The sequence below is a fragment of the Patescibacteria group bacterium genome, from assembly GCA_026415775.1.
Taxonomy (GTDB): Bacteria; Patescibacteriota; Minisyncoccia; order UBA6257; family JAAZHW01; genus SKW32.
In genome coordinates this window covers 18,652-33,205 of the sequence record JAOAGL010000002.1, presented here as the reverse complement: position 1 = coordinate 33,205, position 14,554 = coordinate 18,652, and the positions used below count along the sequence as shown (strand labels likewise).

Sequence of the window (14,554 nt, the reverse complement as noted above, 5' to 3'; positions counted from 1 at the left end):
GCCCGAGCGTAATTTTTTAGAAATCAGCGTCGGGATTGTCTTTGAAAAAAGTTCGAATTTTGTTCAGGACAGACAGCAAACGTGTAAAAATCAATAATACTTCGTTTGCAATAAAATTATTGACTTAAAACTTAAAGAATAGTAAAATTAAAAATAAAAAGGGATGAGTAAAATTTAAGTTTTTATGAATCAAAAAGGAATTGTTTCAACGGCGATAATTTTAACTGTTGTCGGTATTTCTATTATCGTTGCTGGTATTTTGGCCTGGCAAAACCAAAAAGAAAAATCTTTAGTTTGTCCTCAAGATACTAAACTTTGCCCTGATGGCTCATACGTTTCTCGTACCGGCCCTAACTGTGAATTTGCATCATGTCCTGAAATAAAAGAAGTAACCAATAAGGGAGCAGAGGACGAAACCGTTAATTGGAAAACCTACCGAAATGAACAATATGGTTTTCAACTGAAATATCCACCTTCTTTTAAAATTATTTCTGACAAAGAACTTGCAATTGATCCATCTTTCCAAAAAGTTCACGCTTGTGTTAATATTCATGAAATAACTTTTATTGATCCATCATTACGCCCTTTATTTTGGGACGCAAACGATCCGCCTCGAATTCCCGCCCTCACTATTTATGTATCACAAGCTGATTGTAACTCTATTTTTTCTTCTTATTATACAGCGCCATTACCTAAAAAAATTTCCGATGTTGCCACTGAATTAATCAATTTAGGAGTTCCTCATTCAAAGATTCTCGAAGCGCTTTTTAAAAGTTTTTGGTGGAACAATGCTGGATATTATGAAGAAAACTGCGAAAAACGTTCAGTAATCACTGTTAATAATCATTACGCAGTGAAGGGATATAAATGTATGACAGGCCCTGTACATCCCATCACATATGCTGCCTTTGTACCTAATAACAATTTAATAATTTCATTAATTGATCATGCTTCTGTATACGATAAATTTGATCAAATTCTTTCTACCTTCCAATTCATCAAGTAAATAATTTGCTATCAAAGAAAAATAATCAAAAAGGTAAGATAATTTTACTTGCAAACCAACCGCAAAGTGAAGAATTATTTTTTACTAAGAAAATGGTGATAAGAAAATGGTGAAACGTATTTAAAATACTCTGGCATAGACACCCAATTAAAAAACTACCTTTATTGGTAGTTTTTTAATTTTAAATTTTTGATAAAATATAACTGACATGATCCTCTCTGACCGAGATATTAAAAAATTGATTCAAAATAAAAAATTAATCTTTAAACCAACGCTTACAAAAGATCAAATTGGACCGGCTTCGATTGATTTAAAATTGGGACCGGTTTTTAAATTTTTTAATGTTGCCAAACACCATCTTTTGGATATTAAACAAGGCTTGCCGAATAGCAATTTCATTATTACCAGACGCCTAAAAAAAGATGAAAGTTATATTCTTCATCCCAATTCTTTTGTTTTAGCAGCAACTTTGGAATATGTTAAAGTTCCTGATGATATTGTCTTGCGTGTTGAAGGAAAAAGTACTTTAGCCAGAATGGGAATTTTAGTCCACACGGCTGGATTTGTTGATCCGGGATTTGAAGGGACTCTTACTTTAGAAATTTCCAACCAATCAGAATTACCAGTAGCGTTATACCCCGGTATGTATATTTGCCAAATTGCCGTTGAATATCTTTCCTCACCCGCTGAAGTGCCTTATAACAAAAGAAAAAAATCTCTTTATTCTAAACAAAAAGATCCAACTGTTGCTAAAACAAAAAATCTTTTTGATCCAACAATTAAATAAATTAATTAAGCAATTTCTTAATTTCTCTTATTTTTGCTAGTGCCGCCTCTTCTCCTAATTTCATTATTTTTTCTCTTTTTTTTATTGCTTCAATTAAACTGAAACCTTCAACATCTGGCTCGATTACAACATCAGCCTCCTCCACATCTCGCTTGGCTAATTGATACAACATAATTTCTGCTGCTTTATTTCCAACAAAAGATAAATTGATTTTTCTAAATCTTTTTTGTTGACGTTTAGCGTAATTATATAAATTAACAGCAATTACTATATCAGCTCCTATTTGTTTCAAAGGTTTAACTGGAACAGGCATGGTCATCCCCCCATCAATTAACATTTTACCTTCTCTCTTTACTGGCTGAAAAATAATTGGAACAGAAATACTCGCTCTTACTGCTGAAACTAAATCACCACTTTTAATCACTTCTGCCTCTCCATTTCTTAAATCAGTAGCCAAAATAACAAGTGGTTTTTTTAATTCCTTAAAATCTCTTGCTTTTACATGTTTTTTAAAAAAATGCATTATTTTTTCTCCCCGCAAAAATCCCTTTTTTAAAGTCGGATCTAAAAGTCCTAAACTACTTTTTAAATCGGCCTCAGCAACAATATTTTCTAAAATTCGACTATTACCAAAATAAGCATAAATTGCACCAACCAATGCTCCAATGCTTGTACCAGCAATAAAATCAATTGGAATATTATTTTCTTCTAAAACTTTAATAACCCCAATATGAGCAAGTCCTTTTAATGCTCCACTTCCTAATGCCAATCCTATTTTTTTTCTTTTCTTCTCCATAATTTCAATTATACAAAATTATTTTAAAAAACGATATTTAAAAAGGGTTAAAATTGCTATTAAACCATCTTTAAACTTGATTTTCTTTCCCTCTTTAAACGTTCGAGGATAATAACTGATGGCTATTTCTTTAATTGGAATTTTTCTTTTTAAAATTTTTGCTGTTACCTCTTCACAAAATTCAAAACCTTTACTTTGAAGATTTAAATTTTTGATTATTTCGGTTTTAAAAAGTTTATAGCCAGTATTAATATCGGTTAATTTACTACCAAATAATAAATTACAAAAGGTTGTAATTAATTTCCCGCCCAAAAAATAGAAAAAATAGCCCCGTTGAGTATTTTTATCAAGATTGCGTGAACCATAAACTACTACCGAACCTTCCTCAACTAATTTTAAAAGTTTTTGATAATCATTTGGATCATACTCCAAATCAGCATCTTGAATTAAAACAAAATCACCTGTTGCTTTTTCTAACCCAGTTTTTATAGTTGTACCCTTACCTTGATTCTTCTGGTGTTGAATATAAACAAACGGCATCGTTTTGAAACATTCCTCTATAATCTTTCCTGTATTATCAGTTGATCCATCATTAACTACAATAATTTCTTTTTCCCAATTATCTAAATTAACAGCTTCAACGCGTTTCAAGATTTCACTTATTGTTTTTTCCTCGTTAAAAACTGGGATTATAATGCTTAATTTCATATTTTTGCCTTTTTTAATAATTCCATTTCTTGACGATATAAAGCATTTTTGGGATCTAATCTTAAAGCTTCAGAAAGATATTTAATGCTTTCTTCTATATTATTTTCTTCTTTATATAGTTGAGATAAAACAAAATAAACATCAGCTCGTTCAGCTATGGATAGATATTTTTTTAAAATATCTTTAGCTTTATCTAGTTGTTTGTTATCCCAATATAGTTTCGATAAAAGTAAGTACGAATAAAAGAATTTTTCATCTTTTTCAATAGCGGTCTTAAAGTAAAATTCGGCTTTTTCTAAATTATTTTCTCTTAAAAAAACAACGCCCAAATTATGAAAGGCAACTGGATTGTTCGAATCAAGAACAGTTGCTTGCTCATAAGCTTTTTTAGCCAACTCAATTTTCCCCTGTTTTTCCGCCTCAATTCCCAAATTATTCCAAATGCGATAGCTTTTTGGATTATGTTGAATAATCTGTTGATAAAAAGCAACGGGGTCGCGCCAATCAAAATTACGTATCACTGTTCGCAAACCAAGAAAAATTAAAAAAACGATTAGAATAACAAATCCGATTTTTTCCAATTTGTGTTCTTCTAATAATTTTGTAAATATCCAAAATAAGCTTAAGAATATGCCTATCAAAGGCAAATATAACCAATGCTCATAAAGTAGTCCGCTAACCGGAATTAAAATATTGCTAACTGGAAACATAGTTACAAAAAACCATATAATTCCAAAAGAAAAAACATAATCTTTATCAAAATACTCCACTAATAAAAAAACGAGAATGCTGATAATAAAAATTCCCAACAAAACCAGTGGGTCAAAAATGCTTTTAGGAATTTCGATTTGTCTTTCCATATGAAGATCCAAAGGCAAAAACATAAAATTGAAATAAAATGGCAGTGTTTTAAAAAAGGTTAGAATTCGGATGTCTAATCGTTTAGTAAACAAATTTTCTTCGTTGTATAAATTGAGGGTGTTCTTAAAATTAAGAGCGGTGAGACGCAAACCAAAATAAATCACCGCGATAATAATTAATGGCATTAAATAAATCAGAATTTTTTGTATTTTTTTCTTAAACGGCTGCTTATCAAAATAAAACAAACCAATTAAAAACAAAATAAATGGTGTGATAATGGCGGTTTCTTTACTCATTAAAGCGAAAACAAAAAATATCGTGGAAATAATCAAAAATTTAGCTTTTAATTTTTCTAAAAATTTAATAAAGAAAGTGGTGGAAAGAAAAATAAATAATACAGACAAAGGATCGCCTATCCCCGAGACATAGGCAATGGCTTCTGTTTGAACAGGATGGATAAGAAAAATCAGAGCAATTAGAAAGGCTAAATTATCCTTTTTAAGAATTTTTTTCAAAATGAAAAATAATAAAATGGCATTAGAAATGTGTAAAAAAATATTGACGAGATGATATCCCACAGGATTATCGTGCCATAAATGCCAAACACTTGAAAAAACAATCAGTATCATTGGCCGCCAATAATCACTTAAAAACCCCGCACCCGCCACTAAATTTTCCGTAAAAAATTTAGGCCAATAAGCCCAATTCTGGATATAAAGATTATGCAAAATTCCATCATAATCATCCCAAAACAAAGGATTATTTAAAGTATTTAAATAAAGTAGAAATCCTATTAAAATAAACAGGCTGATTTTAATTGATGATTTGTGAAAAAATTTCTGAATAACTTCTGTCATAAAATACAGTTCTTTTCTTTATATTAACAAAGTTTTAATTTTTTTAAATATGCTATATAATAAGAAGGTATGAATAACAAAAATGATTTTTTAAAATCAAAAACAAACCCCACAGAAAAATTAAAAAATTCATTAGAATTAAAGGGCTTAGAAAACATTGATAAGGCATTAAAAGACGGCGCTGCTCGATTAAATCAGTTGGGGATACCAGTGGACGATGAGTGTAGATTACAAATAGAAAGGTATACTAATTATCCAAAAGAAAAAATTTTTCAAGATAAAATCCGTGAGGATAGATTCAAAGAAAGGTTTGATTATGAAAATCGAAATAAATCTCTAGGAGAACAATTCGAAAAATTAAAAACGGCTTTTTTACAAAAACACTTGTCAGAAGACTTCATTATTTGTCGCACAACATTTTTTGATGATGTTTTTAATGGCATTGATAATATTATCTTGGACAAAAAAAGCGGTAATATTGTCTGCGCCCTCGATGAAGTATGCGACATCCACAGCAAAAGATATGAAGAAAAAAGACAAAAAGTATTAGATGTTAATAGAATGGGTGGTGTAAAAATTGATTATGGTTTTCAATTTAATCCGGAAAATAAAAAAATTGACCTGACGCCAATCAAAAATATTCCCCTCTTTTTTCTGGGTCTTAATGAAAAAAGCGTAAAAGATTGTATAAAACAATTCGGTAGTAATAATTTTCAATTTGATCAAGGAATTTTGACTTACTTCATCCAATCTTTAAAATACCAAGCCGACTTATTAAATAATGTCTGTCCCAAAAATTCAGAAGTTTCAAAACGTATTTCAGATTTTCAAAAAATTTTAACAGAGATTATTAATCGTTACAATTTACAACAAAACAAAAAATAATGGCGAATTTTTTCAAAAAAATTTCTCCAAAAAACAATATCCAGTGTTTGGCTTGTTCGCATTATTGCAAAATCAAATCCAATTCAACAGGCATTTGCGGAATTCGATTAAATAACAATGGCTTTCTTGAATTATTAACTTATGGGAAGCCAGTGGCAATAAATTTAGACCCAATTGAAAAAAAGCCGCTTTTTCATTTTTTACCTAGCAGTCAAATTTTTTCTTTTGGAACTTTTGGTTGTAATTTTCGTTGTGCTTTCTGCCAAAACTGGGACATTAGTCAATTCCCAAAATTTAATAAAGATTTTCAAGCTATAATCAATGAAGTTAAAAAAGAATGGCCGCCAGAAAAAATTGTAGAATATTGTTTAAAAAACAACATCCCCTCAATTGGCTACACTTATAATGAACCAACTGTTTTTATTGAATATTGCTATGATACAATGATATTGGCAAAAAAATATAATCTTAAAAATGTTTTTGTTTCAAATGGTTATCAATCAAAGGAAACAATACAAGCTATAGCTCCCTATCTTGATGCTATAAATATTGATTTAAAATCTTTTAATGAAAGATTCTATCAGAAAATTTGCGGGGCAAAACTCGAAATCGTCCTTGAAAACATAAAAAAATTCCATCAATTAAAAATTTGGGTAGAGCTCACCACACTTGTTATTCCCAACGAAAATGATTCAGAAAAAGAATTAGAACAAATAGCTGATTTTATATCGAAAATCGATGTTAATATTCCTTGGCATCTTTCACGATTTTTTCCAGCTTATCAAATGAACAATTACCCGCCAACCAACATTAAAACCCTTCAAACCGCTTATGAAATCGGCAAAAGTAAAGAACTAAATTTTATTTATTTGGGAAATGTCGTTGGAGAAAAATTTGAAAATACATACTGTCCAAATTGTAACACTCTTTTAATCGAACGTTTTGGTTATGAAACAAAAACAACCCCTGAATTTAAAGATGGTCAATGCTTAAAATGCAATAATAAAATTCATGGGATTTGGAAATAATTCGGATATCCGCCAACCCGCTGCAGCAGGATTATTTTATCCCGAAGATTCTTTTCAATTACAAAAAATGGTTGAAAAGTTTTTGAATAAGGCAACGCTGGAAAAAAATATTAATCCAGAAAGTCTGAAAGCATTAATTGTTCCTCATGCTGGTTATATCTATTCAGGCCCAACCGCCGCAATTGCTTATCACCATCTCTCAACAATGAATAACAAACCAGAAAAAATAATTCTTATTGGCCCCTCTCATCAAATTCCTATTGATACATTTGTCTTTACAAATTTAAAATACTGGTTAACTCCTATGGGTAAGGTTGAACTGCTTCCTCCGCCAAAAAATTGTACTATTAACAATTTGGCTTTTGAATATGAACATTCATTAGAAGTTCAACTGCCATTTCTTCAAAAAATTCTTCCTTCTTTTAAAATATTGCCTGTTCTTATTAATGAAATTAATAAAGCCGAAAAACTAGCTCAATTTTTATTGCCAATACTGGATTCACAAACTATAATTATTGTCAGCAGCGATTTAAGTCATTATTATCCACTGGAAATAGCAGAAAGGATTGATAATGAAACACATCAGGCAATTTTAAATTCGGATATTCAAAAAATAAAAAATATTGAAGCTTGCGGTCAAGCAGGAATTCTAACTTTAGCCTTTATTTCTCAAGAAAAAAAATGGCGACCTCATCTTGTTTCTTATCAAACATCTTTTGAAGAAACAAAAGATAATAGTAACGTCGTTGGCTATGGTGCTTATATTTTTACTGAAAAATGACATCTCCTTTTTTAAAAGAAAAAGAAAAAAGATATTTACTTTCATTAGCAAGAGAGAGTATAAAATATTTTCTCAAAAATAATGATTTGCTTCAATTGTCTACTGAAGAAATAAAAAATTTATCGCCTAATCTAAAAGAAAAACGTGCTACTTTCGTCACTTTAACTGAAAACGGCCATTTAAGAGGTTGCATTGGTCATTTGGAAGCCATTCAACCTTTATTCCAAGATATTATTGAAAATTCTGTAAATGCTGCTTTTTTTGATTTTCGATTTTTCCCTGTTAACCAAAAAGAATTGGAAAAAATTAAAATAGAAGTTTCAATTTTAACCCCGCCACAAGAATTACAATACAAAAACCCTTCGGATCTTTTAAATTTAATTCGACCACATATTGATGGAGTAATTCTCCAAAAAGACTTTTATCAAGCCACTTATCTTCCCCAAGTCTGGGAAGAAATTCCTGATAAAGAAGAATTTCTTTCTTCTCTTGCCTTAAAAGCCGGCTTGCCTTCTGATGTCTGGAAAAAAGAAAAAATAGACATTAAAATATATCAAGTCGAAAGTTTTAAAGAATAAAAATCATTTATGGAATTAATTAATTTAGAATATTTTAAAAAATTAGACATTCGCGTTGCCCAAATTCTTGAGGCAGAAAAAGTAGTAGGAACGGATAAGTTGCTAAAATTAAAGATAGATATTGGCAACGAACAAAGAATTATTGTTTCCGGAATTGGTTCTCAATATCAACCAGAAGAGCTGATTGGAAAACAAATTATTGTCCTTGCCAATCTCGAACCCAAAACCTTTAAAGGTATTGAGAGTCAAGGGATGTTGTTAGCAGCCGTTAATGAAAATGGTGGAATTGCATTATTAGTGCCAGACAAAAAAATGGGCGTTGGAGACAAAATAAGTTAAAACCCTTGACTATCAAAATAAATAAAAATATAATTTTGAAATAAAATTTCTTTCGATAATATTTATTCTAAAGGTAAAAAGGTCGCTTTTATAAATTTTTAAAATGGAATTAGCTCTCAAGGATTTACAAGTGATTAATTTTGCTGATGAAGAAGAATTGGAAGATGAAGAAGTGGAAAAAGACTTGGAAGAAAATGAGGATTTAGAAGATTTCGAATCGGATGAATTAGAAGAGGACTTGTTTGGTGATGAAGAATTATTAGATGAAGAAGAGGTAGAAGAATCTGAAGAGGATTTTTAATAATTGGAAAAATAAAAATAAAAAAAGCCAGTCTTTAAAAAGGCTGGCTTTTTTATAATTTAATGATATAATGATTTTTAAATCAATGGTAAGGCGTCTTAGCAAACAGATATTGCAAAATAAAAAATACCGTTCAAAACCAAAAATTAAAAAATTGGTTTTTTTAATCATAATATGTGTCATTTTCGGCATTGGTCTGGCTGGTGTTGGTTATACGGCATATTTATATTTTACCTTGCCAGACCCAACTAACTTTGGCCAGAGAATTTTAAATCAATCAACAAAAATCTATGACCGCACCGGCCAATTTTTACTTTATGAAGTTCATGGCGAAGAAAAACGAACTTTTGTTCCCCTATCCGAAATTCCTGATTATATTAAAAAAGCTACCATTGCCATTGAAGATGCAGAATTTTATCAACATCCCGCTTTTAATTGGAAAGCTTTAATTAGAGCTATTATTGTCAATTTAAAAGAAGGACGTTTTGCCCAAGGAGGATCAACAATTACCCAACAAGTAGTTAAAAACACATACCTTTCGCCAGAAAAAACTATTCAACGGAAAATAAAAGAAATTTTTTTAGCAATAAAATTAGAAAGATATTACACGAAAGATCAGATTTTGGAAATTTATCTTAATCAAATCCCCTATGGTTCCAATGCCTACGGCATTGAAGCGGCTGCCCAAACATTTTTTAATAAAAACGCCAAAGATTTAACATTGGCTGAATCTGCTATTTTAGCCGCTCTACCCAAAGCCCCTTCTTATTATTCTCCCTATGGAAATAACCAACAGGCTTTATTTAACCGCCAAAAATTGATTCTTAAAAAAATGGTAGAACTCGGATTTGTTTCTGAAGATGAGTATAAAAAAGCTATTGATGAAAAAATTAAATTTGCTTATCGATTAGAAAAAATTTCGGCTCCGCATTTTGTAATGTTTGTGAAAGAATATTTAGAAGATAAATATGGCAATGATATGGTAGAAAATGGCGGATTAAAAGTTATTACCACTTTAGATTGGGACTTGCAACAAATCGCTGAAAAAGCTGTATACGAAGGCGCAAAGAGAAATGAACAGTTATACAAAGGAAAAAATGCTGCTTTAGTCACACAAGACCCAAAAACAGGCCAAATTCTTGCTATGGTCGGGTCAAGAGATTATTTTGATGAAAGTGTTGACGGCAACTACAATGTAATCACCGCCCAAAGACAACCTGGTTCTGCTTTTAAGCCCTTTGCCTATTTAACAGCTTTTAAAAAGGGGTTAACCTCCGAAACAATTGTCTTTGATTTAAAGACCGAATTTAATCCTAACTGCGCCCCCACCGCTGATCAAGAAAAAGATCGTTATGGTTTAGATTGCTATCACCCTAACAATTTTGATTTAACATTTAGAGGACCAGTTGATTTAAGACATGCTCTAGCCCAATCTATCAACGTACCAGCCGTCAAAGTTCTCTATTTAGCTGGTATTAAGGATACTATTAACACTGCCCACCAATTAGGAATTACAACTTTAAATGATATCCAGCGCTACGGATTATCATTAGTTTTAGGCGGAGGCGAAGTAAAACCGATTGATATGGCACAAGCTTATTCTGTTTTTGCTCAGGACGGCATTCAACATAAACAAACGGCAATTCTAAAAGTGGAAGATTCTAAAGGCAATGTTTTGGAAGAATACAAAGACGAGAATAAACAAGTTTTTGAATCGCAATATATTAGAATGGTAAATGATATTTTGTCTGATAAACAAGCGCGGATTGGCTTATTTGCCCCTGGTAATTTATTAGAGATTCCTGGTTATGAAATTGCTGCCAAAACAGGTACCACCCAAGATTATCGAGATGCTTGGACTGTTGGTTATACGCCATTTCTAGTCACTGTTGTTTGGGCTGGCAACAATGATTTTACACCCATGCAAAAAGGTGGCGGTAGTATTCTAGCTGCTGTACCAATTTGGCATAATTTCATGATTGAAGCATTAAAAAAATATCAACCAGAGTCTTTTCCTAAACCCGAGCCAGTAATTGCTGATAAACCAATACTTAAAGGGCAATACATTATTAACTTTAAAATCGGCGACGTCTCTTATCCCCAAATTCATAATATTCTCTTTTGGATAAACAAAAATGATATTACAGGTCCATCCCCTCTTAATTTTGACGATCCTCAAGCTCAAAATTGGGAATGGCCTATTAGTCAATGGATTTTTGCTAATTTGCCAAACCCTCAACAATATAATGCTTTAATCCCCTATCAATATGCAACCATTGAAAATTCAACACCATCACAACAAAAAATAAAAATAGATTTTCTCCAACCTAAAACAGGTGATTTTATAGGTTTTGGCGCAATAAATATCGCTTTGGAAATTACTTCAACAAATCCCATTAATAGTTTAAAAATTTATTTCAATGATCAGTTAATCAAAGACGAAAATTCCAACATTAGCGGTACCTATCAATTTCAATATTTCCCTACAGCCATAGAAGAACAAAATCAAATTAAAGTTATCGCTTGTGATGTTTATAATTATTGCGAACAAAAAGATATAATTGTGTTCAAAACAGGAGGATTTTAATTAAAAAATTATTTTGATTTTATTGATTTGGTATCCTTTTTGCGCTAAAAAAAATTTTAATTCCTCTTCAAAAAATTTTAACTCATTAGCCTCTAAAGCATTGGCTACTTTAATCATTAAAATTCTATTAAATAAATTAATTTCTTGGGGGTGAACATTTTTTAAATAATTTTTTAAGAAATCCTCCACATTTTTACAAACAGCAATTTCATTAATTCTTTTTCTAATGCCTAAACGATTCAATTTTTTATTTATTAATTTCTTAATTTCATCCATAATTTATAAATCAAAAATGACCATTGCTTCCCATTTATTATCAGTTTTTTGCTGAACATAAGCTTCATGATAGGTTACAGCTTTAATCTCTTCTTTAATGTTTTTAAATTTTTTACCCTTTAGCGCTGCCTCCAAACTGCATTGGGTTAATTCAAAAATTTTCAATTCATCATAAATTTCGTGATTTGTTTGTATTAAATATAAAACTTCTGATAAAAAATCTACTAATAAAGCAGTTGGGTCCATTGATTCAATTTTAATTTTACGCCAACCAGTCTCTTCCCCGTCTTCTTCTGGTTGAAGTATAGCTTTCATACCTAATAAAGCATTTTGAAAAATCTCGGCATAAGAATTGCCGAAAATTAATAACCGCGCATCTGCTGTATGAGGCAAAATTTTAAATTGTTTTTGCGCTTTCTTAGGACTCATTTTTTATCTTTTGTAATTCCTCTCTTGTTGCCCGACGATCATCCCACGGAATCTTTTTTTCATCTTTCACCATCATTACCTGCTCTGCTCCCTTCCCAGTTATTATTAAACAATCATCTTTCTTACATAATTTCAATGCCTGACTAATTGCTTGGCGTCTATCTTCAATAATTTGAAAATTCTTATTTTTCTTTTTAACTCCTTCGGCAATGGCTAACATAATTTTTTTTGGGTCTTCATCATAAGGATCTTCATCGGTAATAATAATTTCATCGCAATATTGAGCAGCAACTTCGCCCATTATTGGTCTTTTCCACTTATCACGCCCTCCACCAGTAGCACTTAAAACACAAATCATTTTATTTTCTGGTTTTGTTAAAAATTGCGTCTTTAATGTTTCATAAACCGCTTTTAATGAATCGGGTGTATGTGCAAAATCAATGATAATCTTAAAATTCTGTCCTTCATTAATCTCTTCAAAACGACCAGGCACCCCTTGAAAATTTAAAATGGCATTACTAATTAATTTTAAAGGCACCTCTAAACTTAAAGCAGTTGCTATCGCAGCTAATAAATTGTATAAATTAAATTTTCCTTTAAGAGGAGAATGAATTTTCTCGTCATTTAACACAAAATCTATACCATCAGCGTTTAATTGATAAAAGGTTGGCTTTATTAATAAATTAATATTTTCTTTTTTATCTTTTTCTATGGCAAAGCCAATTTTTTCATGAGCCCAATATTTTAAAAATCGTTCGTTGTATTCATCATCAATATTAACAATCATCTTCTTTTTAATATGACAATCAACCTTTCCTATTCGATGATTAATAGGAATATTTTTACATGGTTGTTTTAAAGCAGCAAATAGTTTTTCTTTGGCAGCGCAATAATCATCCATTGAATTATTATGCGCTTCCAAATGTTCTGGTTGAAGATTTAGAAAAACTGCTACATCAAAATTAATAAATTTATGACGAAATTGCTTTAATCCCTCTGAAGTCACCTCTAAAATAACATAATAGCAGCCACTTTTTAATGCTTGCGATAAAAAGCGCTGGATAATAAAACGACCTGGCATGGTCATCTTTAAATCATTAGCCCAACTTTGCTTATCAATCTTAAAACGCAACGAATTAATCATCGCAGTTTTTTTACCAGCTGCCTCCAAAAAGGCATTAACCAATTCGGCAACAGTTGTTTTCCCTTTTGTTCCAGTTATTCCAATAACAATTAGTTTGCGAGAAGGAAAATGATAATAAAGGGCTGCTAAAAAAACCAAAAAATAATGATACCAGTTAATTAACCACGTTGGCAAAAGCTTTTTCAAAATTTTCTTTATTTTTTTTATCATTATTTTTTATTAGCTAATATTTTTAGTGCTTGTTTTAATCGTTCACTAAATGGCGCATTTTTATCAGTAATTTCTTTTAATGCTTTTCTAATTTGTTCTTTATGATAACCAAGGTCAACCAACGCATTTTCTAATTCTAAATCAGACTCTAAAGTTTCAACAATTCCTTCTTCTTTTGAAAGTTTAGATTTTAATTCCAGAATAATTCGCTCGGCGGTTTTACGACCAATGCCAGGCGCTTTAGTTAAAAATTCTATTTTATTACTTAAAATAGCCGCTTTTAAATTCTGAATTGAACCTATTCCAATTAAAGCCAAAGCTGATTTTGGACCAACACCAGCCACTGAATTTAATAATTCGAAAAATTCTAATTCTTCCTGCGTTAAAAATCCATACAATTCCAATGCATCCTCCTTCACATTCAAATAAACATAAAGTCTTATATTTTTCTGCTGATCACTTAAATTAATAATTGTTTCAGGATGAACAAAAACCTTAAAAGCCATTCCCCCGCTTTTTATCACAACAAAGCGCGAAGAAACAAAAACTATTTCACCTTCAATAAAATAAATCATACATTTTTATTATAAACCAAAAAATGGCCATGTAAAATAGCATTTGACTTTCTTTTTTCTTTTTTTAAAATTAAGATAAATTAAGCAATTAATAAAAATATGCCTAGAACTAAATCAGCCATAAAAGCTTTAAGAAAATCTCGAAAACAATATATTATCAACAAGCAAAAAAAAGAATTTCTTAAAGCAGAAATAAAAAAATACAAAAGATTAATTGAGGCCAAAAAATTTGATGAGGCTAAAAAACAGCTGGCTATTGTTTACAAAAAATTAGACAAAGCTGCTAAGACAAATTTGATAAAGAAAAATACAGCCTCACGCTTAAAATCTCGCCTAGCGAAAAAATTAAAAATTAACAATTAAAAATTGTTGTTTCTGTTGAAAATAAAAAAATCGCCTAATAGGC

The 14,554-nt window shown here is 30.7% G+C and carries 17 protein-coding genes; 10 read left to right on the top strand and 7 right to left on the bottom strand.

Going from position 1 to position 14,554, the window contains the following annotated elements; genetic code table 11:
- Window positions 1-184 precede the first annotated feature (184 nt).
- Together N2692_02815 and dcd are read left to right on the top strand one after the other, a co-directional pair.
- The gene (locus N2692_02815; GenBank protein MCX8016201.1) at window positions 185-1,006 is read left to right on the top strand and encodes a hypothetical protein; all 822 of its coding nucleotides are present in this window, start codon (window positions 185-187) and stop codon (window positions 1,004-1,006) included.
- Between the two features lie 208 nt (window positions 1,007-1,214).
- Window positions 1,215-1,793 (top strand): dCTP deaminase, encoded by a 579-nt coding sequence (gene dcd / locus N2692_02810; GenBank protein ID MCX8016200.1) that lies wholly within the window; start codon window positions 1,215-1,217, stop codon window positions 1,791-1,793.
- Window position 1,794: 1 nt separating this feature from the next.
- Here dcd and N2692_02805 read toward each other — a convergent pair whose 3' ends face one another.
- The 3 genes from N2692_02805 to N2692_02795 are packed head-to-tail and all read right to left on the bottom strand — an operon-like array spanning window position 1,795 to window position 5,015.
- Window positions 1,795-2,589, bottom strand: coding sequence for a patatin-like phospholipase family protein (locus tag N2692_02805; GenBank protein MCX8016199.1), 795 nt, complete (start codon window positions 2,587-2,589; stop codon window positions 1,795-1,797).
- 18 nt (window positions 2,590-2,607) lie between these two features.
- A complete protein-coding gene (locus tag N2692_02800) occupies window positions 2,608-3,297 on the bottom strand; it encodes a glycosyltransferase family 2 protein (protein ID MCX8016198.1) in 690 nt (229 codons plus the stop codon).
- Window positions 3,294-5,015, bottom strand: a complete 1,722-nt coding sequence (locus N2692_02795) for a tetratricopeptide repeat protein (protein MCX8016197.1) — start codon at window positions 5,013-5,015, stop codon at window positions 3,294-3,296. The genes N2692_02800 and N2692_02795 overlap by 4 nt, the downstream gene beginning before the upstream one ends.
- Window positions 5,016-5,084: 69 nt before the next feature.
- Between N2692_02795 and N2692_02790 the strand changes: the two genes are divergently transcribed.
- The 7 genes from N2692_02790 (at window position 5,085) to N2692_02760 (ending at window position 11,514) form a co-directional block, all read left to right on the top strand.
- Entirely contained in the window at window positions 5,085-5,900 is an 816-nt protein-coding gene (locus tag N2692_02790) for a hypothetical protein (GenBank protein MCX8016196.1), read from the top strand.
- Window positions 5,900-6,928, top strand: a complete 1,029-nt coding sequence (gene amrS, locus N2692_02785; protein ID MCX8016195.1) for an AmmeMemoRadiSam system radical SAM enzyme — start codon at window positions 5,900-5,902, stop codon at window positions 6,926-6,928. The genes N2692_02790 and amrS overlap by 1 nt, the downstream gene beginning before the upstream one ends.
- Window positions 6,912-7,709 carry an AmmeMemoRadiSam system protein B gene (amrB, locus tag N2692_02780; GenBank protein MCX8016194.1) on the top strand — a complete coding sequence of 266 codons (798 nt, stop codon included), beginning with the start codon at window positions 6,912-6,914 and terminating at the stop codon, window positions 7,707-7,709. The genes amrS and amrB overlap by 17 nt, the downstream gene beginning before the upstream one ends.
- The gene (amrA, locus tag N2692_02775) at window positions 7,706-8,287 is read left to right on the top strand and encodes an AmmeMemoRadiSam system protein A (protein ID MCX8016193.1); all 582 of its coding nucleotides are present in this window, start codon (window positions 7,706-7,708) and stop codon (window positions 8,285-8,287) included. Before amrB ends, amrA begins: the two co-directional genes overlap by 4 nt.
- 9 nt (window positions 8,288-8,296) lie before the next feature.
- The gene (metG, locus tag N2692_02770; GenBank protein ID MCX8016192.1) at window positions 8,297-8,626 is read left to right on the top strand and encodes a methionine--tRNA ligase subunit beta; all 330 of its coding nucleotides are present in this window, start codon (window positions 8,297-8,299) and stop codon (window positions 8,624-8,626) included.
- A 103-nt stretch (window positions 8,627-8,729) separates the two neighbouring features.
- On the top strand, window positions 8,730-8,927 hold the full coding sequence (locus N2692_02765) for a hypothetical protein (protein ID MCX8016191.1): 198 nt from the start codon (window positions 8,730-8,732) through the stop codon (window positions 8,925-8,927).
- 70 nt (window positions 8,928-8,997) lie between these two features.
- A complete protein-coding gene (locus N2692_02760; GenBank protein MCX8016190.1) occupies window positions 8,998-11,514 on the top strand; it encodes a penicillin-binding protein in 2,517 nt (838 codons plus the stop codon).
- Here the strand turns inward: N2692_02760 and N2692_02755 are convergent, their stop codons facing one another.
- From N2692_02755 to ruvA, 4 genes are read right to left on the bottom strand one after another with little or no spacing between them, the layout of a single operon-like run.
- Entirely contained in the window at window positions 11,515-11,790 is a 276-nt protein-coding gene (locus N2692_02755; GenBank protein ID MCX8016189.1) for a hypothetical protein, read from the bottom strand.
- A 3-nt stretch (window positions 11,791-11,793) separates the two neighbouring features.
- Window positions 11,794-12,219, bottom strand: a complete 426-nt coding sequence (locus N2692_02750; GenBank protein MCX8016188.1) for an archease — start codon at window positions 12,217-12,219, stop codon at window positions 11,794-11,796.
- Window positions 12,209-13,573, bottom strand: coding sequence for a UDP-N-acetylmuramoyl-L-alanyl-D-glutamate--2,6-diaminopimelate ligase (locus tag N2692_02745; protein MCX8016187.1), 1,365 nt, complete (start codon window positions 13,571-13,573; stop codon window positions 12,209-12,211). The genes N2692_02750 and N2692_02745 overlap by 11 nt, the downstream gene beginning before the upstream one ends.
- Window positions 13,573-14,148 carry a Holliday junction branch migration protein RuvA gene (ruvA, locus tag N2692_02740; protein ID MCX8016186.1) on the bottom strand — a complete coding sequence of 192 codons (576 nt, stop codon included), beginning with the start codon at window positions 14,146-14,148 and terminating at the stop codon, window positions 13,573-13,575. Before ruvA ends, N2692_02745 begins: the two co-directional genes overlap by 1 nt.
- A gap of 99 nt (window positions 14,149-14,247) precedes the next feature.
- Here ruvA and rpsT point away from each other — a divergent pair, with 99 nt between their 5' ends.
- Window positions 14,248-14,511, top strand: coding sequence for a 30S ribosomal protein S20 (gene rpsT, locus N2692_02735; GenBank protein ID MCX8016185.1), 264 nt, complete (start codon window positions 14,248-14,250; stop codon window positions 14,509-14,511).
- Window positions 14,512-14,554: the final 43 nt, after the last annotated feature.